Origin of the sequence: Bradyrhizobium sp. SZCCHNR3119 (genome assembly GCF_032487775.1) — a bacterium.
Classification (GTDB): domain Bacteria; phylum Pseudomonadota; class Alphaproteobacteria; order Rhizobiales; family Xanthobacteraceae; genus Bradyrhizobium.
On record NZ_JAUEUV010000001.1, the window covers coordinates 3,676,497 to 3,696,197 of the forward strand.

Consider the following 19,701-nt stretch of genomic DNA (forward strand, 5'->3'; position numbering starts at 1 on the left):
GATGAACACGATGGATCTCGCCCAATTCAGGTATCTGACCTTCGACGTGGTCGGCACGCTGATCGACTTCGAAGGCGGGATCGTCACCAGCCTCGCCGAGATCGCCGCGGAATCGAACAAGGTCATCGATGGAGAGCAAGCGCTCAGCCTGTACCGCGCTGCACGCTACGCCGCCGATGCCGATCGTTTCCCGGATGACCTCGTGCGGGTCTATGACGTCATTGCGCCGCAACTCGGCCTGCCCAGGCAGACCGCGTTCGGCGAGCGCTTCCGGGATTCCGCCGCGCGCTGGAAGGCGTTTCCCGATAGCGCCGCGGCCATGGCCCGACTCGCCAAGCGCTACAGACTGATCGCGATGACCAATGCGCGGCGCTGGGCGCTGGATCATTTCGAGCGCGAGCTGGGCTCCCCGTTCTACGCGGCCTTCACGGTCGACGACACCGGAACGGAGAAGCCGGATCCCGCCTTCTTCACCCATGTGTTCGATTTCGTCGCACGCGACGGTGGCAACACGTCGCAGATCCTGCATGTCGCGCAGAGCCAGTATCATGACATTGGCATCTCCCGACAACTCGGCATCACCAATTGCTGGATCGAGCGGCGCCACGACAAGCAGGGCTACGGCGGCACCATCGAGCCCGCGTCTTTCACGAAGCCTGATTTCCATTTCCACTCCATGGCCGAGCTGGCCGACGCGGTGGACCACGTGCCAGCGACATGATGAGCTGCTGACAACTTCATTCTGCCGGATCGCAAACAGGGGAAGGTTGACATGAGCGACACGATCACCAACTGGGCTCCGAGCGACGATGGGCTGATCGAAGCGGCGATCCGGCGTGGTGCATCGCGTCGGGATCTTTTGAAGATGATGTTTGCCAACGGCGTCGCGCTCGCCGCCGGCAGCACCATCCTAGGCCGCGCCGAGCGCGCGTACGCGGCAGCGCCGAAGAAGGGTGGCTCGATCAAGGCGGCGGGATGGTCGACCTCGACCGCCGACACGCTCGATCCGGCCAAGGCGTCGTTCTCGACCGACTATGTCCGCTGTTGCTCGTTCTACAATCGGCTGACCACGCTCGACCAGAACGGCGCGGCGCAGATGGAGCTTGCGGATTCTGTGGAGTCGACGGATGCGCAAACCTGGACCATCAAGCTCAAGAAGGGCGTCACCTTCCACGACGGCAAGCCGCTGACGGCTGACGACGTCGTGTTCTCGCTGAAGCGGCACCTCGACAAGGCGACCGGCTCCAAGGTGGCCAAGATCGCGGCGCAGATGACCGGGTTCAAGGCTGTCGACAAGTCCACCGTCGAGATCACCCTGGCGAGCCCGAACGCCGACCTGCCGATGATCCTGGCGCTGCATCACTTCATGATCGTGGCTGACGGCACCACCGACTTCTCCAAGGGCAACGGCACCGGCGCCTTCGTCCCCGAGGCGTTCGAGCCCGGCGTGCGCTCCATCGGCGTGCGCAACAAAAACTATTTCAAGGACGGGCCTTACCTAGACCAGATCGAGTTCATTGCGATCACCGAAGAGAACGCGCGCGTGAACGCGCTGCTCTCCGGCGACATTCAGCTCGCGGCCAGCATCAACCCGCGCTCGCTCCGGCTCATCGAGGGCAAGGAGGGGATTGCTCTGTCGAAATCGACGACGGGCAACTACACCGACCTCAACATGCGGCTCGACATGGCGCCGGGCAACAAGAAGGACTTCATCGATGGCATGAAGCACCTCGTCAACCGCGAGCAGATCGTCAAATCGGTGCTGCGCGGCTTCGGCGTCGTCGGCAACGACCAGCCGGTCTCCCCGGCGAACTTCTTCCACAATCCCGACCTGAAGCCGAAGCCGTTCGATCCCGAGAAGGCAAAGTCTCTGTTCCAGAAGGCCGGCGTGCTCGGCTCGTCGATCCCGGTCGTGGCATCGGAAGCCGCGAACTCCGCGATCGAGATGGCGATGGTGATCCAGGCCTCGGCCGCGGCGATCGGCCTGACGCTCGACGTGCAGCGCGTCCCGTCCGACGGCTATTGGGACAATTACTGGCTGAAGGCGCCGGTCCATTTCGGCAACATCAATCCGCGCCCGACCCCGGACATCCTGTTCTCGCTGCTCTATGCCTCGGAAGCGCCCTGGAACGAGAGCCGCTACAAGTCGGAGAAGTTCGACAAGATGATGCTCGAGGCGCGCGGCCTGCTCGACCAGGCCAAGCGCAAGCAGATGTATGCCGAGATGCAGGTGATGATCGCGGAGGAGGCGGGCACCATCGTTCCGGCCTATATCTCCAACATCGATGCCACCTCGTCCAGGCTGAAGGGCTTGGAGCCGAGCCCGCTCGGCGGCATGATGGGATATGCCTTCGCCGAATATGTCTGGCTCGATTCGTGAATGTGGTCTGAGATGCGGGGCGCCGGTCGTTGAGGCCGGCGCCCTTGCGACGAACTCTCTCTCTGATCAGGCTCGCGGACGCCCAGTGTGAAACATCGGATCGCCTCACTCGTCCTTGCCCGGTTGGCCATCGCGCTGGTCACAGCGATCATTGTTTCGTTCGCCGTGTTCTTCGCCACCGCCATGCTGCCGGGCGACACCGCGACCATCCTGCTCGGCCAGGCCGCGACTCCGGAAGCGGTCGAAGGCCTGCGCAAGGCGATGCATCTCGACGATCCCGCGATCTTCCGCTTCCTGCGCTGGCTCGCCGGCGTGGTGCGAGGCGATCTCGGTATCTCCTATGCCAACAACATGCCGGTCGCGAAGCTGATATCAGGACGGCTCGTCAATACCCTCAAGCTTGCCGGCCTCACCGCTGTGATCTCGGTGCCGCTCGCACTGACGCTCGGCATCACCGCGGCGATGCTGCGCGACACGTTATATGATCGCTGCCTCACCATCGCGATCATCGGCGTCGTCTCGGTTCCGGAGTTCATGATCGCGACCCTCGCCGTGCTGCTGTTTGCGGTTTATCTCAACTGGCTGCCGGCGGTGTCCTTCACCAGCGAGATCCGTACCGCCTATGATTTCGCGCGCGCCTATGCGATGCCCGTCGTCACGCTCACCATCGTGATCTCGGCGCAGATGATCCGGATGAGCCGGGCGGCTGTCATCGAGACTCTGAACACGCCCTATGTCGAGATGGCGCTGCTGAAGGGCGCCTCGCGCGGCAGGCTCGTGCTGCGCCACGCGCTGCCGAATGCGCTCGGCCCGATCGTGAATGCGGTGGCGCTGTCATTGTCCTATCTCCTGGGCGGGGTCATCATCGTCGAGACCGTCTTCAACTATCCCGGCATTGCCAAGTTGATGGTCGATGCGGTGTCCACCCGAGATCTGCCGCTGATCCAGAGCTGCGCCATCATCTTCTGCTTCGGCTACCTCCTCTTGACCACGACGGCCGACATCATAGCCATCCTGTCCAATCCGAGGCTGCGATGACGAGTGCCGCGAGATCCACCCCGCGAAACCCGCGATTTGGCTACCGCATCAATGCGGTCGGCGTGGCTGGGGCGCTGATAGTGCTGTTCTGGATCGTGGTGGCGCTCGCTGCGCCAACGATCATTCCGCATCCGATCGGCGACATCGTCGATACCGACTATTTTGGTCCCATGAGCCGCGAGCTGTGGCTGGGCTCCGACTATCTCGGCCGCGACATGGCCTCGCGCATCCTGATGGGTGCGCGCTATACGCTCGGCATTTCCGTGGCGTCGGTCATCATCGCCGGCGTGTCGGGCGTAACGCTCGGCATGATCGCAGCGATTACCGGCGGTGCCGTCGACATGGTGCTGAGCCGCTTTCTCGACGCGCTCAACTCGATCCCGAACAAGCTGTTGAGCCTTGTCGTCGTCGCCGCCGTGGGCTCGTCGATTCCGGTTCTCATCGTCACCATGGCGGTGATCTACATTCCCGGCGCCTTCCGCTTCGCCCGCGCGCTGGCCGTCAACATCAACACAATGGACTTCGTCGTGGTGGCCCGCATCCGCGGCGAGAGCCTGTTGTATCTGATCCGTGCGGAGATCCTGCCCAACATCATCGGTCCCGTGCTGGTCGATCTCGGCTTGCGCTTCGTCTTCATCGTGCTGCTGCTGTCGGGGCTGTCTTTCCTCGGCCTCGGCGTCAAGCCGCCCTATGCGGATTGGGGCGCGCTGGTGCGCGAGAACATCGGCGGGCTGCCCTATGCCGCGCCGGCGGTGATCTTTCCATCGCTGGCAATCGCGAGCTTGACCATCGCCGTCAATCTCCTGGTCGACAATCTGCCGACCAAGATCCGCGACCGGGAGCCATCCTAGATGACGAGCCTCGTGCAGATCCGCGGTCTTCGGGTCGAGGCGACCACCGATTCCGGCCGCATGATCGAGATCATCAAGGGCGTCGATCTCGAAATCGCCGAAGGCGAGATCGTCGCGCTGATCGGCGAGAGCGGCTCCGGCAAGACTACGATCGCCATGACCTTGATGGGCTATGCGCGCGCCGGCTGCAAGATCGTTGGCGGCACGGTCGTGGTCGATGGCGTCGACATGGTGGCGCTGCCCGAGAAGGACAGGGCGGCCGTGCGCGGCGCCAAGATCGCCTATGTGCCGCAGAGCGCCGCCGCGGCGTTCAATCCGGCGATCCGCATCATGGACCAGGTGATCGAGGTCGTGCGTATCCATGGCGTGATGCCGCTGGACGAGGCCCGCACCAAGGCGGTGGCGCTGTTCCGCGCGCTGTCGCTGCCCAACCCCGACACGATCGGCGATCGCTATCCGCATCAGGTGTCCGGCGGCCAGCTGCAGCGGCTCGCCGCGGCGACGGCGCTGATCGCGAATCCCAAGCTGTTGATCTTCGACGAGCCGACCACGGCGCTCGACGTCACCACCCAGGTCGAGGTGCTGCGCGCCTTCAAGTCGGTGATCTCCGCGCATCGGATCGCCGGCATCTACGTGTCGCACGATCTCGCGGTGGTGGCCCAGATCGCCGACCGGATCGTGGTGTTGAGGAACGGCGAGGTGCAGGAATCCGGCACGACCGCCGATATTCTCGAGCATGCGCAGCATCCCTATACGCAGCAGTTGCTCGCAGCTGTGACGCCGCGTCATGCGCCGCGGGCTGAGGTGTCCGAGCCCACCGCGGTCGAGGCGCTGCTCGACGTCCATGAGGTGTCGGTCGGCTATGGCCCGCCGCGCTCGGACGGCAGGCCGGCGATCGTGGCGGTCGACAACGTCAGCCTGCGCGTGGCGCGCGGGCGCAATCTCGGCATCATCGGCGAATCCGGCTGCGGCAAGTCGACACTCGCCCGCGCCATCGCCGGCATCCTGCCGCCATTCGCGGGCGGCGTCGTGTTCGATGGGCGCGAACTGGGGCGGAGCGCGCGCAACCGCAGTGTGGACCAGCTGCGCGAGCTGCAGATCGTGTTCCAGCATGCCGATACGGCGCTCAATCCGGCGCAGACCGTCGAGGACATTCTCGGCCGCCCGCTGACCTTCTACCACGGCTTGGCGCGCAAACAGCGCAACGCCCGGATCGACCAGCTGCTCGACATGGTGAAGCTGCCGCGGAGCTTGCGGCTGCGCCGTCCGGCCGAGCTCTCGGGCGGACAGAAGCAGCGCGTCAACTTGGCCCGCGCGCTGGCGGCGGACCCGAAGCTGATCGTCTGCGACGAGATCACCTCGGCGCTCGATACCGTTGTCGCCGCCGCGATCATCGATCTCCTGAAAGAGCTGCAGCGCGAGCTCGATCTTGCTTACGTCTTCATCAGTCACGATCTGTCGGTGGTGGAAGCGATCTGCGACGACATCGTCGTCATGTATCGCGGCCGCAAGATCGAGCAGATCACGCCCGAGGCGATGGCAAGGCCCGAGCATCCCTACACGCAGCTGCTGCTGTCCTCGGTGCCGAAGCTCGATCCCGCCTGGCTCGACAATCTGCGCCAGGATCCCGAGCAGGTCCGCGCCTACTGCCAGCGCTGACGCGCAGCGCGCACCTAAATCTGGAACAGGCTGGTCAGCGGCAGATAGGGTTTCACGATCGGCGACTTCAGCACGACGAAGCTGAAATACTTTTCGATGCCGATGTCCATGTCGGTCAGCCGCTCCATGATAGTCTGATACTCGCCGATTCCCGCGGTGACGAACTTCATCATGTAATCGTAGCCGCCCGAGACAAGGTGACACTCGATCACCTGGTCGATCTTATCAACCGCCGCGAGAAAGCGGGCGAAGTCGATCTGGCGGTGGTTCTTCAAGGTGACCTCGGTGAAGACGGTCAGCGTCTGGCCGAGCTTGGAGACACAGATCTGCGCCGAATAGCCCTCGATGTAACCCTCCGCCTGCAGCTTCTTCACTCGCATCAGGCAGGGGCTCGGCGACAGGTTGACCAGCTCGGCCAGCTCGACATTGGTGACGCGGCCGTTCTTCTGCAGTTCGTGCAGGATCTTGATGTCGATGCGGTCGAGCTTCATGCAGCCGGGGTCCCGTGTGACGACGCGTCCTTTTCCCACTACAGCAGAAAATTCTGCAATTGGGTCAATGAACTTCCGTAAAGCAAGAATGGGGCCGCAATCGTCCGAATTATGCGATGCAAAACAATACACTGAGGGTGTGATGCCCCGCAGAATGATATGCCGTTCGGTTGCCAAATCCAGCCCCCGCGGTGCCGGATGCCGTTCTAACCTGACGCCGCAGAAAGCCGGAGAGACCGCATGCCCGCACCGCTGGTGCACGTCGAAACATCGCCCACGCTGCCGGAGCATGCAGATGCCGTCGTCATCGGCGGCGGTATCGTCGGCGTCTTCACGGCCTACAACTTGGCGCGGCGCGGGCTTGCGGTCGCCCTGATCGAGAAGGGCCGGATCGGCGCCGAACAGTCCAGCCGCAACTGGGGCTGGTGCCGGCAGCAGAACCGTGATGCACGTGAGCTGCCGATGGCGACCTTGAGCCTCGATCTGTGGGAGCGCTTCGCCGCCGACAGCGGCGAGGCCACCGGCTTCTCGCGCTGCGGCCTGTTCTATCTCAGCAATGATGAGGCGGAGCTGGCCGGCTGGGCGCGCTGGGGCGAGTTCGCCAAGACCGCGGGCGTCACCACGCACATGCTCGACAGCCGGCAGGCGACCGAGCGTGGCGCGGCCACCGGGCGCAGCTGGAAGGGCGGCGTGTTCTCGTCGACCGACGGCACCGCCAGCCCCGCGGATGCAGCGCCCGCGGTGGCGCGCGCCATCCTGAAGCAGGGCGGCACCGTGCATCAGATGTGCGCTGTGCGCGGCGTCGAGACCAGCGGTGGCCGGCTGTCGGCCGTCGTGACCGAGCGCGGCAGCATCCGCACAAAGATCGCCGTGCTCTCGGCCGGCGCCTGGGCCGCGTCGTTCTGCCATCAGCTCGGCGTCGCGCTGCCCATCGCCTCGATCCGTTCCTCGGCGCTGGCGCTGTCGCCCTCCGCGGAGCCGCTGCCGCCCGCGCTGCACACCGCCGCAGTCTCGATCACGCGGCGCGGCGATGGCGGCCATACGCTTGCCATCAGCGGCCGCGGCCGCGTCGACCCGACCTTGCAGCAGCTGCGCTTCGCGCCGCAGTTCCTGCCGATGTTCGTCAAGCGCTGGCGCAGCCTGCTGCCCGGCGGCCTCGAAGGCCTGCGCTCCGGCCACGAGACGCTCGGCCGCTGGCGGCTCGATGAGCCCTCGCCCATGGAATACACCCGGATACTCGATCCGAAGCCGGACCAGGCGACCATCCGCCTCACCCATGGGCGCGCGGTGGAGCTGCTCCCGGCGTTGAAGCAGAGCCGGATCACGGCGACCTGGGCGAGCTATATCGATTCGACGCCGGATGGAGTGCCTGCCATCGGCGAGCTCGCCGCGCTGCCCGGCCTGATCGTCGCGGCCGGCTTCAGCGGCCACGGCTTCGGCATCGGCCCCGGCGCCGGCCATCTCATCGCCGATCTCGTCACCGGCGCAACGCCGATCGTCGATCCCAAGCCCTATGAGCCCGCGCGTTTCGCGCGGCATGAGTCCAAGAAGGTCGCAGACTTCTGACGGTCGCCTTACAGGGACTTGAGCCCCCGACGAAGTGACGGCCGCACGGTTCGCCAATTTCCCCTTTGCACTTCCACGGCCTTTCGGCTGCGGCCGAGTTCGTTCGGTCGTTTGGGTCATGCTCCTAAAGAGCTTTGCAGAACAATGATGCCGTTTCTCCCCAAACGGATTGCTAATCCGCTGATCTTGTTGGCTTTCCCCGCTTCCCTAGGGAGCGCCATTTCCGGAAGATGCCTTTGCCGCCGGAGGCCGCCGTTTTTCCGCCTTGGCATCCGGGTGCCGCCACGGGCCGCCCTCACGCTTCCAGCGAGTTTGGATCGCCAGAAGGCATCCTGGCCGTTGTTCGGTTATCACCATTCCCACCTCTTGGCCGCCGCTCATGCGCCGACACGCGCGGCCAGCCGCGTGAAGTCTCCGCGCGCCCCACACAAACGTGACAAACCGGCGAAGGTCGCGGTCACAACGTGACACTGTGTCACCATTCGCAGCCGGCCATCGTTCCATTCGGAGCAGCCTGTCCCTACAAGCGGTCGTCGATTTGACGTCGCGCCATTGCGCAGGATCTGAGCCAGCTGGGCCGCGACAGGATGAATGGAGTACGAGGCCGTGACGGAGCGGGTGTTTGCGAGAGATGGCCGGGCGCTGGACGGAATTCGTGCGCTCGCCTTCGATGTTCAGGGCACATGCGTGGATTTCTATCAGCCCATCCTTCGCTTGGGTCATGCCGCCAACCGGGCCAAGGGCCTCGACATCGATTGGGCTGCGCTGTCCTCCGAATGGCGCGATCTCTACCGCCAGGCGCTCGACCATGTCATCGCGGGTCGCCGGCCATGGCTGCGCGTGGACCGCATCTATCGCGAAGCTCTGGATACGCTGCTGGAGCGGCAGGGACTGTCGGCAGCGTTCACGACGGTCGAGCGAGATGAGCTCAACCAGATCTGGACTCGACTTGATGCCTGGCCGGACAGCGTCGAAGGGCTGACGCGATTGCGGCGGCGCTTCGTCACGGCCACCCTTTCCAATGCCGGCATGGCGGCGGTGGTCGCGGTGGTCAAGCATGCCGGCCTGACGTTCGATGCTGTGCTGACCGCTGAGCTCGCACACAGTTACAAGCCGGCGCCCGCGGTTTACCAGCTCGCAGTCGATTACCTCGGTTACCAGCCGGGTGAGATCTTGATGGTCGCCTGCCACAAATACGATCTGAAAGCTGCGCGCGCGTTCGGAATGCGCACCGCATTCGTGGCGCGTGAATTGGAGTTCGGTCCAGGCGCGAAGGTCGATACCGCATCGGAGGCCTGGTTCGACATCTACACGGACAGCTTCGTCGCCCTCGCCAGCGCATTGGGAGTCTAGGAAGCCGAGGCTTGGTTCTCTGCGTCCCAACCGAAACACCGTAATCTCAAATTCCGTAAGAGTTCTGTTCCGAATGGCGCACCATGTCCGGCGCCAATCTCTGATCTGACGCCGCGGCTTCGCAGCCTCGCGGCGCGTTTTCGCGTCCGAGCTTTGCTCTCTGGACGCCCTCTTCAATGAGGAGGGCGCAGGGAAGGCCGGGTGCAGGCCGCACCCATGGCCCGCCTGCAACAAGAAAAGCAGGCGGCAGTCACCACAGGATTGGCCGATACAACCGGCCTTCCCTGCGCGATGGTCTTCACGGCTGCTCCGTGCTCTCCCAGGGGACCGGGCTTGTTTGCCCCCGTCGTCGGCATCGTCGCCGACCAGACACCAGCGTCGGGGTGTCGGGACCACACGGCTTGACCGTCCGCACCGGCTCGTTCGTCCGCGCGCATCTTGAGCATGGTCTTGGCCGGAAAACCGCTGACGCACTTTTCCGGACCATGCTCGCGCGCTGCGACCCGATGCGGCCACCGCATCCCACGCTCCACGGTCCGTGACGATCGCGAAACGCCCCTCCAGTGAGCGCGAGACGGCGAGGATGATCGTTCTGATTTGCCCGACGACACAAGCCGCGCAGGATGCGACAGAGTGGCACGACGGGCAATTTGCGCAGGGCTGGGATGCAGGGTGGCGATGGTCAAGCTGAGTTCGAGAAAGGGATAAGTGCTCTTCGAGTCTTTTCTCTACATAGGATTAAGTTGAGTGCACTGTCACCGTAATCATACCTGCCAGATTTCAACAGAACTGATTTGGAAATTCTCAGCGATTTTGAAACGTTTCAAATTCGCGCGCCGACTACGCAAGTCGCTGATGATCGAGACCTTCTAAATTCGTGGCGCCATCTTTGCGTTGCGGTCACCATGGCGGCTCTCTAAGAGTTTTTGCAGACAGAGACGGTGATCGGATTTTCCCGTAACGCACAAACTAATAAGCCGGGATGGGAGATCCGCGAGATCTAATTAAGTGGGCCATGGGGAGACAGCCGAGCTCGGATGCCGAGGGCGGATCGTCGCTTCATTGTCGGCGCGGGGGCGAGCGTAGACCATTTTACGTGGGTGACGCGCTATTGACGGGGTGCTTTCCAGAAATGCAGCTTGATATTGATAACTGGACGCTGACGCGCTTTGGACGCGCGTTTCTGAGTGGAGTCGCGTTGCTGGCGTGGTTCGGATCGCCCGCCCGATCCCAAACACCGCAAGACGCCAGATCCCTTCCGCCTGTTACAGTGGAAGCGCCGAAGCATCACTCTGCCGGCCGCGGACCGACCAAACGAAATGCTGATCGCATTCGATCAACTTCCCGGCGTAGCCCGGCGCCCGGCGCCGCGCAAACCGGAGGCGTCGTGGCACAATCGCGGCCGTCGCGATCAGGCGTCGTGCCCGCCTTTGCAGGCGATCAGGTCGCGCGAGGGGCGCGGCTAGGGCTGCTCGGAAACATCGACGCGATGAAATCGCCGTTCAACGCAGCGAGCTACACGGACAAGTTCATTCGAGACCAGCAGGCCGCAACAGGCGCGGACTCACTGATCCTCGATCCCTCGGTGCGCAGCTCCCACCCGACGGGCGGCGTGCTCGACTCCTTCAACATTCGTGGCTTCCCGATCAACGAAGGCAACAATGGCGAGTTCGGTTTCGAGGGCCTTTACGGAATTGCGCCGACCTATCGCATCTTCACGGATTACGTCGAGCGCATCGAGGTCCTCAAGGGGCCTTCGGCCGCGCTCTCGGGCGTTGCCCCCAATGGCGGCGTTGGCGGTGTTATCAACGTCGTGCCGAAGCGCGCAGGGGAGGACTTGACCCGCTTCACCGCGGATTACGGCTCGGCTGCACGGTTCGGCGGTCACTGGGATGTCGCGAGACGTTACGGCGAGGGCAGGGAGTGGGGCGTGCGGACCAGCGGCAGCCTGCGTGGCGGCGATACGTCCATTGACCACCAGTCCGAAACGACGGGTGTCGGGTCGTTGGCCCTGGACTATCAGGGCGAGCGGTTCAGGTCCTGGCTCTACCTCATCGCCCAGACCGATCGGTTCGACGCTCCGTCTCGTCCGTTTCTCGTTGCTTCGGGTCTGCAAGTGCCAAAGGCACCGGACGCGCGGCTGAACGTGACCCAGCCCTGGGAATGGTCGCATATCAATGATCAATCCGCCTTGCTGCGTACCGAATACGATCTGAACGATCAGCTCACGCTGTTCGCCGACGTCGGTGGATCACGGACCAATGTCGAGCGCTTCTTCGGTCTTCCGACCATCGTCAATACGAGCGGCGACACGACATCGACGCCCCAGTTCTTCGGGCTCAGCATCGAACGAACCACGTATGATGGCGGTGTCCGGGCCCGGTTCGATACCGGCTTTATCCATCATGCAGTCGCCATCCAGGCCTCGATTTATCATGATGCGCTGTATCGGCGGCTCACCAACGGAAGTCTAGTCACTTCGAACATCTATAATCCGACCGTGGCGCCGACCCAGTTTGCGAACGAGATCAGCGGGCGGCCTCGGCTCTCCGATAGCGAGCTTACGGGACTCTCGATCGCCGACACTTTATCGGTGCTGGATGAGCGCATCCTGCTGACATTGGGGGGCCGGCGCCAGGGCATCGAGGCGAACAACTATCTGTCCAATGTCGGAACGCTGACGTCTTCCTACGATAAGAGCGCGACCACTCCGGTCGTCGGTCTCGTCATCCGCCCCCGGGACAATGTTTCTCTGTACGCGAACTACATCGAAGGCCTCAGCCGGGGTGATGTCGCGCCTCAGACTGCGTCCAACTTCGGTGAGGTGCTTCCTCCTTATATCGCCAGGCAATACGAGGCTGGCATCAAGGTCGACTTCGGCCGGGTCGCTACCACCTTCAGCGCCTTCGAGATCTCGAAGGCGAGCGGCGAGCTGGCGGCCGGGCGGTTCGCGGCGACGGCAGAGCAGCGGGTTCGTGGCCTTGAGTTCAACGTGTACGGCGAACTCAGGCCCGATGTCCGTGTTCTCGGAGGCTTCTCGCTGCTGGATGGCACCCTGACGAAGACAGCCGTCGCGGCAAACGTGGGCAACACGCCGATTGGGGTTCCGAACGTTCAGGCCAATATTGGAGCCGAGTGGGATCTTCCGTGGATGAGGGGCCTCACCTTGAATGGGGCGGTCATCTACACGGGTAAGCAATTCGTCGATACGGCGAATAGACAACCGATCGCGGATTGGACGCGTCTCGATCTCGGCGTCCGCTATACGACGGCGATCAATGGCTGGAAAACGGTCTTTCGCGCGAACGTACAGAATGTCACGGGTGAGAATTACTGGTCCAGCGTGGCCTCGTTCGGGACGTTCTTCCTCGGAGCGCCGCGCACGTATCTCCTGTCGATGACCGTGGACATGTAATCGCTGAGCGTAGGCGTTCCTGCTGCTCAAAAGAAAATCAGGCTGGTCGATATGCAAGTTTGCCTCCTTTCTCCATGGCGCTTGATCCCGACCGAAGAGGTCGATCCCGATCGAGTGACTGAGCTGCAGGCACAGATCCTCGACGCGGCGCGCTGGGCCGCTCCGGTCACGGCGGAGAAGGACGCCCTGTTCGTGATGGACGGCCATCACCGGCTGGCAGTCGCCCGTCGCCTGCAACTGCGGCTGATGCCCGTGATTCTCCTGGACTACAGCGCAGTGCGCGTGGAGAGCTGGCGCCCGGGCGAGACGATCACGCCTACGTGCATCTTCGCGATGGTGGTTACGGTGACAGTGCACTTAATTGCTGGGTATGGGCGTCGGCGCTGGGGGCAACAATCATGATCGGGTCGCGCCGGATTAAGCACACTGTCAACGTAATTCCGGTATTCCACAAGAATATCGCGGTGGATCATGCTGCGCTGCTCCGCCCTTCGGGCTGCTGCCGACTGGAACTTCGCGGGCGAGTCAGGGCCGGCCGGTCGTGCGGTTAGACGGTCAGTATCGACCGCCACTGCGCTCTTGTTGCTTGATCCAATCCGACAACGTCCGGGGTGCTGATCCGGAACGCGTGGGACGCGATTGTTTCGACGTTGCGGTGGGCTTGCTCCGCATCGTCGTCTCCGGGTGCGCGCGCTGACGCCTCGCAGCGTCCGCCTCTGCACCAGCTCTTGATGCATGGGCGAGCTGCTCCGCGGCCTCTTTTTCGAGACGGAGTTTTCTCAGTCGCTCCATCTTCTCGCGTTCTGCGTCTAAAGCTTGAGGCGGTTGCGTCCGCTCGCGAGCGGCTTCGGCCGAGACCAGCCGTCCGAGGATGGCGGGTTCGCCGAGGGCCTTGCACGCTTCCAGCCGATGAAGCCCCTCGACCAGGACGAAGTGGTCCTTCTCGCGCCGAATCAGGATCGCATCCTGTTGTCCGATGTCCAGAATGCTCTCCGCGATGTCTTGCACCACCTCGGGGTTGAGAGCGCTCCGTTTCTTCTCGGGAACGCGGATCTTTTCGATGGGGAAGCTTTCCGGCTCGGACACAGTTGATGCTCCCTGGTGATCGCGCCCGATCCGACGGACCGGTCGGAATGTGTCGCGGATCCCAAGTCGGAACGAGCATCGCGCAAGCGATGGCGACACGGGGCACGCGCATCCACAATAGGGACATTGCGCTTCGGATCGCAAGCGTGGCAATCGGGACACGGGGGCGTGCCTTGCTTGCGCGACGGCACCATCGCGACGTCATTGAATGCAGCTGCTGCGCTCAGGTGCGGGACACCCGCAAACTCGCGCGGGACGCTGAGCCGCAACGTTCAGACGGGTCGGCGCGGCGCGCCGCGAAAATCCGCCAGCGCCTTGCGGGCGACGATGCCGAGTTCCCCGAGCGTCGTCCGCCGGCTCTGGGCGGCGTCGGCCAGGCGTTGGGCGATGAAGACGCGGACCTCATGATCGCCGCCATTCGGCAGCACGCGGCAGGTCTCTTCCAGCGCTCGTTCCATGTAGGTTTTGATGGGATCGGTCAGCTCGTACACGTTACCCTCTCGCCGAACTCGCTGAGCTCAAAGCTTCCATGCCGTCAGCATTCGCCTCGGAATGCACGCCGACTGGCCCTGAATCACATGAGCTAACCGCCGCCGGTTTGGAATCCGTTAGCCTACGGGGCAGGCATGCAACGGAGCATGCGTGCCGGCGCTGGCAGCTTCTCAAATTTGCGTGCGCCAAAATTGCGCCGCAATGCTGCATTGCGACGCGATCGGCGCGACGTGAAGACGTTGCGATCACGGGAAGCGCGCAGGGCTTGGGAAAACAGGCCGACGATGTCTCGCGCGGCCATCCTTCGAGCCGCTCGTCTCCGGTGCGTTCCTCAGGACGAGGGCGACTTCGCGGCAGAATGGCGGATCCTCACCATGAGGGTCTACGATTCACCGCGGAAAATGTCCTCATTCCTGAGAAGCCCGCCGCAGGCGGGCGTCTCGAAGGATGGCCGCAAAGAAGACTGCCCGAAGCTATTCAAGCCATAAGCGATTGCCCTGCGGCAGAAGGGGAGGCGCTGCTGCCGGCGCGCGCGGCGGGACGCGGAGCGGAAGTCGCATCGATCCGATCGCCCGGCGCGGGCACTTATTTTTTCGAGCTTGCGCCTTTCAGCGCATCCCACGCGGCCTGGTTGGCCTGGTCGAAGGTCTTGCGGGTGTCGGCGAGCGCTGCGCTCAACACGGCCCAGGAGTCCGTGCCGGCCTTCTTCAAAGTCTGCAGCCTCGCCTCGGCCTCCGCCGCATCCGACTTCATCTGCGCGATCGCGGCTTCGACATTGGCCTGGCCGGTGGCTGCGATCTTCGCGGCGGCGTCATGGAATGTCGCGGCCGCCTCGCGCCACGCCTTGGCTTGCGCCGCGGCGACGTCCTTGAAGGTGGCCTGCTGCTGCTCGATCTGCTGGCCGAGGCCGTCGAAATAGGTCTTCACCTGCGCTTCGAAGCCGTCCCACTGCGTTTCCATATCCGCCTTGGCGCGCTGCCAGGCGGCCTCGCCGGCGTCACCTTGCGATTTCAGCGCGGCCTTGAACTCGTCGCGGCGCTGCTTCAGATCCGCGATCAGCTGATCGACTTTCGGCTTCATCTCGGCGGCCGACTGGCTCGCCTTGACTTCGAACGAGGCCAAAGCGGCATCCATCTCGTCGATGCGCTCCTTGGCCCAATTCAGATAGACATGCACACTGCTCTGCTCGGGCATCCTTGCCTCCATGCGTTGATCTCGCGGGATCATCGCCGGATCGGTGCCTGCTCATATTGACGTGAGTCAACGGACCGGAACGCAACGGTTTTGTGGCGGCGCGGGTCTTTGAAGCGAGTCTTTGAAGATCGCCGGTCCCGGTGTGTTCAAAACATCTCGAAATATTCGCGCTGCTCCCAGTCCGACACCTCGGCCTGGAAACGCTCGATCTCCGCGGTCTTGATGTGCACGTAATAGTCGATGAACTGCGCGCCGAACTTCTCGCGGAAGAACGGATCGTCATGCAGCGCGAACACCGCCTCGCGCAGCGACTTCGGCAACAACTCGGCCTTGGTCTCGTACGGCGTATCCGCCGATGGACCGGGATCGAGTGCGCGGTCGACGCCGTCGAGGCCGGAGAGGATCTGCGAGGCCATGTAGAGATAGGGATTGGCGGCCGGCTCGCCGATCCGGTTCTCCAGCCGTGTCGCAGAATCGCCGGCGCCGCCGAGCACGCGGATCATCACGCCGCGGTTGTCGCGGCCCCAGATCGCGCGGTCCGGCGCCAGCGAATAGGAGCGGTAGCGCTTGTAGCCGTTGATGGTCGGCGTCGTGAACACGGTGGAGGCGCGGGCATGCGTGAGCAGGCCGGCGAGATAGTTGCGGCCGAACGCGGAGAGCGGCTCGCCGCCCGCACTCGCCATGAAGGCGTTGCTGCCATCGGCGCGCGAGACCAGCGATTGGTGCAGATGCCAGCCGGAGGCGAACACGTTCGGCAGCTTCGGCCGGCACATGAAGGTGGCATGATAGCCGTGGCGGCGCGCGATCTGTTTGATCGCCGAGCGGAACAGCACCATGGTGTCGGCGGGCTCGAGCCCCTTGCGCGGCTGGAACGTGAACTCGCATTGGCTCGGGCCGAACTCGACCTCGACCGAGCGCAACGGCAGGCCGAGCGCGAGGATGTCGCGGCGCAAGATCTCCAGCACCGGCTCCATCTGATCGAAGCGTTGCTCGGTGAGATATTGATAGCCGTGCGAGAGCAGGCTGACGGACGGCGGCTGTCCCGGCTGGCCGGCATCTTCGACCGCCATCCTGGCGTCCTCGAGCTTGAAGACGTGAAACTCGACCTCCAGCCCCGCGACATAGTCGTAGCCGCGCTGGGCGAGATCGCCGAGCACGTTGCGATAGATCTGGCGGGTGGCGAACGGCACCGGCCGGCCGTCGCTGAAATAGACGTCGCACAGCACCCAGCCCGTGGTCGGCGCCCACGGCAGCACGCGGAAGGTTGTGGGATCCGGCACCATCACGACGTCGGCGGCGCCCTCCATTTCGCTCATGCCGAAGCCGCCGCCCTTGGTGAACACCGGGAACACCGTGCGGTGCGAGGTGTCCTTGGCCAGCATCGTGGTCGTGATCGAGCAGCCGCTCTCCAGCGAGGCGACCGCCTCAGTCGCGATCAGCGTCTTGCCGCGCAGGATGCCGTGCTGATCAGGGAACGAGAGCCTGATCACTTCGAGGTTCTTCTCCTCGACGATGCGGGCAAGCCTCTGCGCCGCTTCCCGCTGCTCGTCAGTCCACAGGCCATGGCGGCTTACGAAGGTCACGCGATCCTCTTAAGTATCTTGAATGGAAAACGAGCCACATAGTCGGTCATTCCGGGGCGATGCGCACGACAAAATGGCGAAGCCATTTTGCCGGAGCATCGAACCCGGAATCTCGAGATTCCGGGTCTGGCGCTTACGCGCCATCCCGGAATGACGGGAGTCGAAAGCGCCACTACTCCGCCGCGGTGAGATGCGTCACCTTGCCGGCGATGTCCTTCGGCACCGGGGCCGCCCAGGGCGCGCCGCGCCGGCGCTTGACGTCGACCTCCATCCAATAGAGCTCCCAGCCCTTGGTCGGGCCGATGCCGTCCATCGTCGCCGGGCCCTGGATGCTGCGCGCGGTCTCCGCGTCCAGGCACAGGATCGGCTTCTCGCCGCGCGCGACCTTCTCGATCTCGCCCCGCAGCAGGCGGCGATATTGCACGATCGCCTTGTCGCTGGTGCCGAGATGCTCCTTGGTGCGATCCTGGATCGGCCCCATCGATTCCACCGCCCACTGGTCGTGCACGTTGATGTCGTGGCCCATGCCGGTATAGGTCGCGGTCTGCTGCTCGCTGGCGTCGAAGCCGTAGTTATTTGCCTTGTTCCGGCGCGAGATGTAGTCCGGCAGCTCGTACATCTGGAGGCGCTGGTCGCGCATTTTCTGCTTGTCGACCGGCGCGCCATAGCTGGTGAAGATCGAATACCAGTAGCAGTTCTCGTCGTCGATCGGCACGTGATACTGCGTGATCGTCATCTCCGTGCTCATCGGAATCACGAAGGCGTGCGGGAACAGCTGGTTGGTGACGCGCACATGCGTGCTGACGTCATCGATCTCGCGCAGCGTGATCAGCCGCAGTCCATACTCGGTGTGCTCGACATTGATGATCGGGCGATCATATTCGCGCAGGATCTTGGTCATCGGCAGGTCGGTGCCGGCGGAGGCTCCGCGGAACTGGCGGCCATAGGCGGTCGAGGTGTCCTCGTCCTCGAAGAAGCGATGCAGATAGGAGGCGTGCGACGGATCGATGCCGACCTCGAGTGCCTGCAGCCAGTTGCAGGCCCAGTGGCCCTTGAAGGCGAAGACGTGAGTGTGCGGCGCCGTGAAGCAGTCGAGCTCGGGGAAAGCGGGCGGGGTGCCTTCGCCGAGATAGGCCCAGAGGATGCCGCTCTTCTCGACCACCGGATAAGAGCGCTGCCTGATGTTGGCGCAGAGGTTGGAGCCCGCAGGCTCCGCCGGCGTCTCCAGGCATTGGCCGCTGACGTCGAACAGCCAGCCATGGAACGAGCAGCGCAGGCCGCCGCCTTCGAGCCGGCCGAAGGCCAGATCGGCGCCGCGATGCGCACACTGGCGGTCGATCAACCCGTAGCGGCCCTGCGGGTCGCGAAACAGCACGAGATTTTCGCCGAGCAGCCGCACCGGGCGCACCGGCCGCTCGCCGCTGAGCTCATCGACCAGCGCCGCCGGCTGCCAGTACTGGCGCATCAGCCTGCCGCAAGGGTCCTTGGGCCCAACGCGGGTGATCAGGTCGTTCTGCTCCTGGCTCATCATGGTGGGGCGTTCCTTCCGTGGCTGCAGCTCTTGTTCGGCTATTGAACATATGGGCGAATTATGCCATGTCCGGACAGGGCCGCAAGCACGAGTTTTCACCGCGTTGCGGCGCGGAACGAGGCAATGCCGAAGCTGAAGCGCGAGGACGGCGGCGAGGCCGCCACCGATTACGTCGAGAGCCTCGATCGCGGCTTGCGGCTCTTGCACGTGTTCGGCACGCGGCCGGGCGCGATGACGCTCAGCGATATCGCGCGCGCATCCGATTTGCCGCGGGCGACGGCGCGCCGCATCCTGCTGACCCTGCAGCGGGGCGGCTTCGTCGCCAGCGACGGCAAGCTGTTCGCGCTGACGCCGCAGGTGCTGACGCTCGCCTCGTCCTTCCTGCGCTCCAGCCAGCTCGTCAGCGTGCTGCAGCCGGTGCTGGATCGTGTGGCCGAGCGCGCCAAGGAGATCGCCTCGCTGGCGGTGCTCGACGGCCAGGAGGTGGTGTTCATCGCCCGCGGCGGACCGGTGCGCGTGTTCTCCGGCGGGCTGGAGATCGGCTATCGCCTGCCGGCGTTCTGCACCTCGGTCGGTCGCGCGATGCTCAGCCAGTTCAGCGACGCCGAGCTTCGCGAGCGGCTCAAGTCAGCGCCGCTGCAGGCGCTGACGCCGCAGACGGTGACCGATCCGCGGCGGCTCGTGGCCATGATCGCTGCCGATCGCAACAACGGCTACTCGCTGGTCGATCGCGAGGCCGAGCCGCATTTCCGCTCGATCTCGATGCCGGTGCGGCGCTATGACGACGTCATCGTCGCCGCCATCAATATCGGCAGCCATGTCGACCGCATCTCTGTCGACGAGATGATCGCGCGCTTCCTGCCGCTGCTGCAGGACGCCGCCGCATCGGTGCGGCCGCAGCTGCTTTGATCCGACGAGCGGGCGCTTCATGCGGCAGGCAATTCACCGCCGCGGCCGATTGATACACCCTTAATCATGATCATCGCATGGCTGCCTCGCCGCGGCATGGCGATGTTTCATTAAGGCCGGCGCCTGATAGTGCGCGCCTTGATGCAATGAGGC

General features: G+C 64.1%; 15 protein-coding genes and 1 pseudogene. 10 read left to right on the forward strand and 6 right to left on the reverse strand.

Going from position 1 to position 19,701, the window contains the following annotated elements; all coding sequences use genetic code 11:
- Window position 1 precedes the first annotated feature (1 nt).
- From QX034_RS17090 to QX034_RS17110, 5 genes are all read left to right on the forward strand, one after another.
- On the forward strand, window positions 2–721 hold the full coding sequence (locus tag QX034_RS17090) for an HAD-IA family hydrolase (protein WP_315701410.1): 720 nt from the start codon (window positions 2–4) through the stop codon (window positions 719–721).
- A 51-nt stretch (window positions 722–772) separates the two neighbouring features.
- Complete coding sequence (locus QX034_RS17095; RefSeq protein WP_315701409.1) at window positions 773–2,380, forward strand: ABC transporter substrate-binding protein; 1,608 nt, start codon at window positions 773–775, stop codon at window positions 2,378–2,380.
- 87 nt (window positions 2,381–2,467) lie between these two features.
- Window positions 2,468–3,418, forward strand: a complete 951-nt coding sequence (locus tag QX034_RS17100; RefSeq protein WP_316195633.1) for an ABC transporter permease — start codon at window positions 2,468–2,470, stop codon at window positions 3,416–3,418.
- Window positions 3,415–4,269 (forward strand): ABC transporter permease, encoded by an 855-nt coding sequence (locus tag QX034_RS17105; protein WP_315730305.1) that lies wholly within the window; start codon window positions 3,415–3,417, stop codon window positions 4,267–4,269. Before QX034_RS17100 ends, QX034_RS17105 begins: the two co-directional genes overlap by 4 nt.
- Window positions 4,270–5,928: an ABC transporter ATP-binding protein gene (locus tag QX034_RS17110; protein WP_315730303.1), complete on the forward strand. Its 1,659-nt coding sequence runs from the start codon at window positions 4,270–4,272 to the stop codon at window positions 5,926–5,928.
- Between the two features lie 14 nt (window positions 5,929–5,942).
- Here QX034_RS17110 and QX034_RS17115 read toward each other — a convergent pair whose 3' ends face one another.
- Window positions 5,943–6,419, reverse strand: coding sequence for an Lrp/AsnC family transcriptional regulator (locus tag QX034_RS17115; protein WP_315701405.1), 477 nt, complete (start codon window positions 6,417–6,419; stop codon window positions 5,943–5,945).
- 240 nt (window positions 6,420–6,659) lie between these two features.
- Here QX034_RS17115 and QX034_RS17120 point away from each other — a divergent pair, with 240 nt between their 5' ends.
- The 4 genes and pseudogenes from QX034_RS17120 to QX034_RS17135 all read left to right on the forward strand — a co-directional run.
- Window positions 6,660–7,985: an FAD-binding oxidoreductase gene (locus QX034_RS17120; RefSeq protein ID WP_315730301.1), complete on the forward strand. Its 1,326-nt coding sequence runs from the start codon at window positions 6,660–6,662 to the stop codon at window positions 7,983–7,985.
- Between the two features lie 591 nt (window positions 7,986–8,576).
- Window positions 8,577–9,338, forward strand: a complete 762-nt coding sequence (locus QX034_RS17125) for a haloacid dehalogenase type II (protein ID WP_315701403.1) — start codon at window positions 8,577–8,579, stop codon at window positions 9,336–9,338.
- A 1,132-nt stretch (window positions 9,339–10,470) separates the two neighbouring features.
- Window positions 10,471–12,753: a TonB-dependent siderophore receptor gene (locus QX034_RS17130; RefSeq protein WP_316196085.1), complete on the forward strand. Its 2,283-nt coding sequence runs from the start codon at window positions 10,471–10,473 to the stop codon at window positions 12,751–12,753.
- Between the two features lie 51 nt (window positions 12,754–12,804).
- Window positions 12,805–13,089: pseudogene (locus tag QX034_RS17135) on the forward strand (hypothetical protein); the annotation flags it as partial.
- A gap of 219 nt (window positions 13,090–13,308) precedes the next feature.
- Here the strand turns inward: QX034_RS17135 and QX034_RS17140 are convergent.
- The 5 genes from QX034_RS17140 to QX034_RS17160 form a co-directional block, all read right to left on the reverse strand.
- A complete protein-coding gene (locus QX034_RS17140) occupies window positions 13,309–13,839 on the reverse strand; it encodes a ParB N-terminal domain-containing protein (protein ID WP_315730300.1) in 531 nt (176 codons plus the stop codon).
- A gap of 272 nt (window positions 13,840–14,111) precedes the next feature.
- Window positions 14,112–14,330, reverse strand: coding sequence for a hypothetical protein (locus tag QX034_RS17145; RefSeq protein ID WP_315730298.1), 219 nt, complete (start codon window positions 14,328–14,330; stop codon window positions 14,112–14,114).
- Window positions 14,331–14,916: 586 nt separating this feature from the next.
- Window positions 14,917–15,525, reverse strand: coding sequence for a hypothetical protein (locus QX034_RS17150; RefSeq protein ID WP_315730297.1), 609 nt, complete (start codon window positions 15,523–15,525; stop codon window positions 14,917–14,919).
- Between the two features lie 146 nt (window positions 15,526–15,671).
- Window positions 15,672–17,108 (reverse strand): glutamine synthetase family protein, encoded by a 1,437-nt coding sequence (locus QX034_RS17155; RefSeq protein WP_315701397.1) that lies wholly within the window; start codon window positions 17,106–17,108, stop codon window positions 15,672–15,674.
- A 172-nt stretch (window positions 17,109–17,280) separates the two neighbouring features.
- Complete coding sequence (locus QX034_RS17160) at window positions 17,281–18,639, reverse strand: aromatic ring-hydroxylating dioxygenase subunit alpha (RefSeq protein ID WP_315730296.1); 1,359 nt, start codon at window positions 18,637–18,639, stop codon at window positions 17,281–17,283.
- A 123-nt stretch (window positions 18,640–18,762) separates the two neighbouring features.
- Here QX034_RS17160 and QX034_RS17165 point away from each other — a divergent pair, with 123 nt between their 5' ends.
- Complete coding sequence (locus QX034_RS17165; RefSeq protein ID WP_315701395.1) at window positions 18,763–19,548, forward strand: IclR family transcriptional regulator C-terminal domain-containing protein; 786 nt, start codon at window positions 18,763–18,765, stop codon at window positions 19,546–19,548.
- Window positions 19,549–19,701: the final 153 nt, after the last annotated feature.

Coding starts and splice junctions, on each gene's coding strand:
- QX034_RS17160 (WP_315730296.1), bottom strand. CDS start 18,639: ATGATGAGCCAGGAGCAGAACGACCTGATCACCCGCGTTGGGCCCAAG.
- QX034_RS17115 (WP_315701405.1), bottom strand. CDS start 6,419: ATGAAGCTCGACCGCATCGACATCAAGATCCTGCACGAACTGCAGAAG.
- QX034_RS17105 (WP_315730305.1), top strand. CDS start 3,415: ATGACGAGTGCCGCGAGATCCACCCCGCGAAACCCGCGATTTGGCTAC.
- QX034_RS17165 (WP_315701395.1), top strand. CDS start 18,763: ATGCCGAAGCTGAAGCGCGAGGACGGCGGCGAGGCCGCCACCGATTAC.
- QX034_RS17125 (WP_315701403.1), top strand. CDS start 8,577: ATGGAGTACGAGGCCGTGACGGAGCGGGTGTTTGCGAGAGATGGCCGG.
- QX034_RS17150 (WP_315730297.1), bottom strand. CDS start 15,525: ATGCCCGAGCAGAGCAGTGTGCATGTCTATCTGAATTGGGCCAAGGAG.
- QX034_RS17090 (WP_315701410.1), top strand. CDS start 2: ATGAACACGATGGATCTCGCCCAATTCAGGTATCTGACCTTCGACGTG.
- QX034_RS17120 (WP_315730301.1), top strand. CDS start 6,660: ATGCCCGCACCGCTGGTGCACGTCGAAACATCGCCCACGCTGCCGGAG.
- QX034_RS17095 (WP_315701409.1), top strand. CDS start 773: ATGAGCGACACGATCACCAACTGGGCTCCGAGCGACGATGGGCTGATC.
- QX034_RS17110 (WP_315730303.1), top strand. CDS start 4,270: ATGACGAGCCTCGTGCAGATCCGCGGTCTTCGGGTCGAGGCGACCACC.
- QX034_RS17130 (WP_316196085.1), top strand. CDS start 10,471: ATGCAGCTTGATATTGATAACTGGACGCTGACGCGCTTTGGACGCGCG.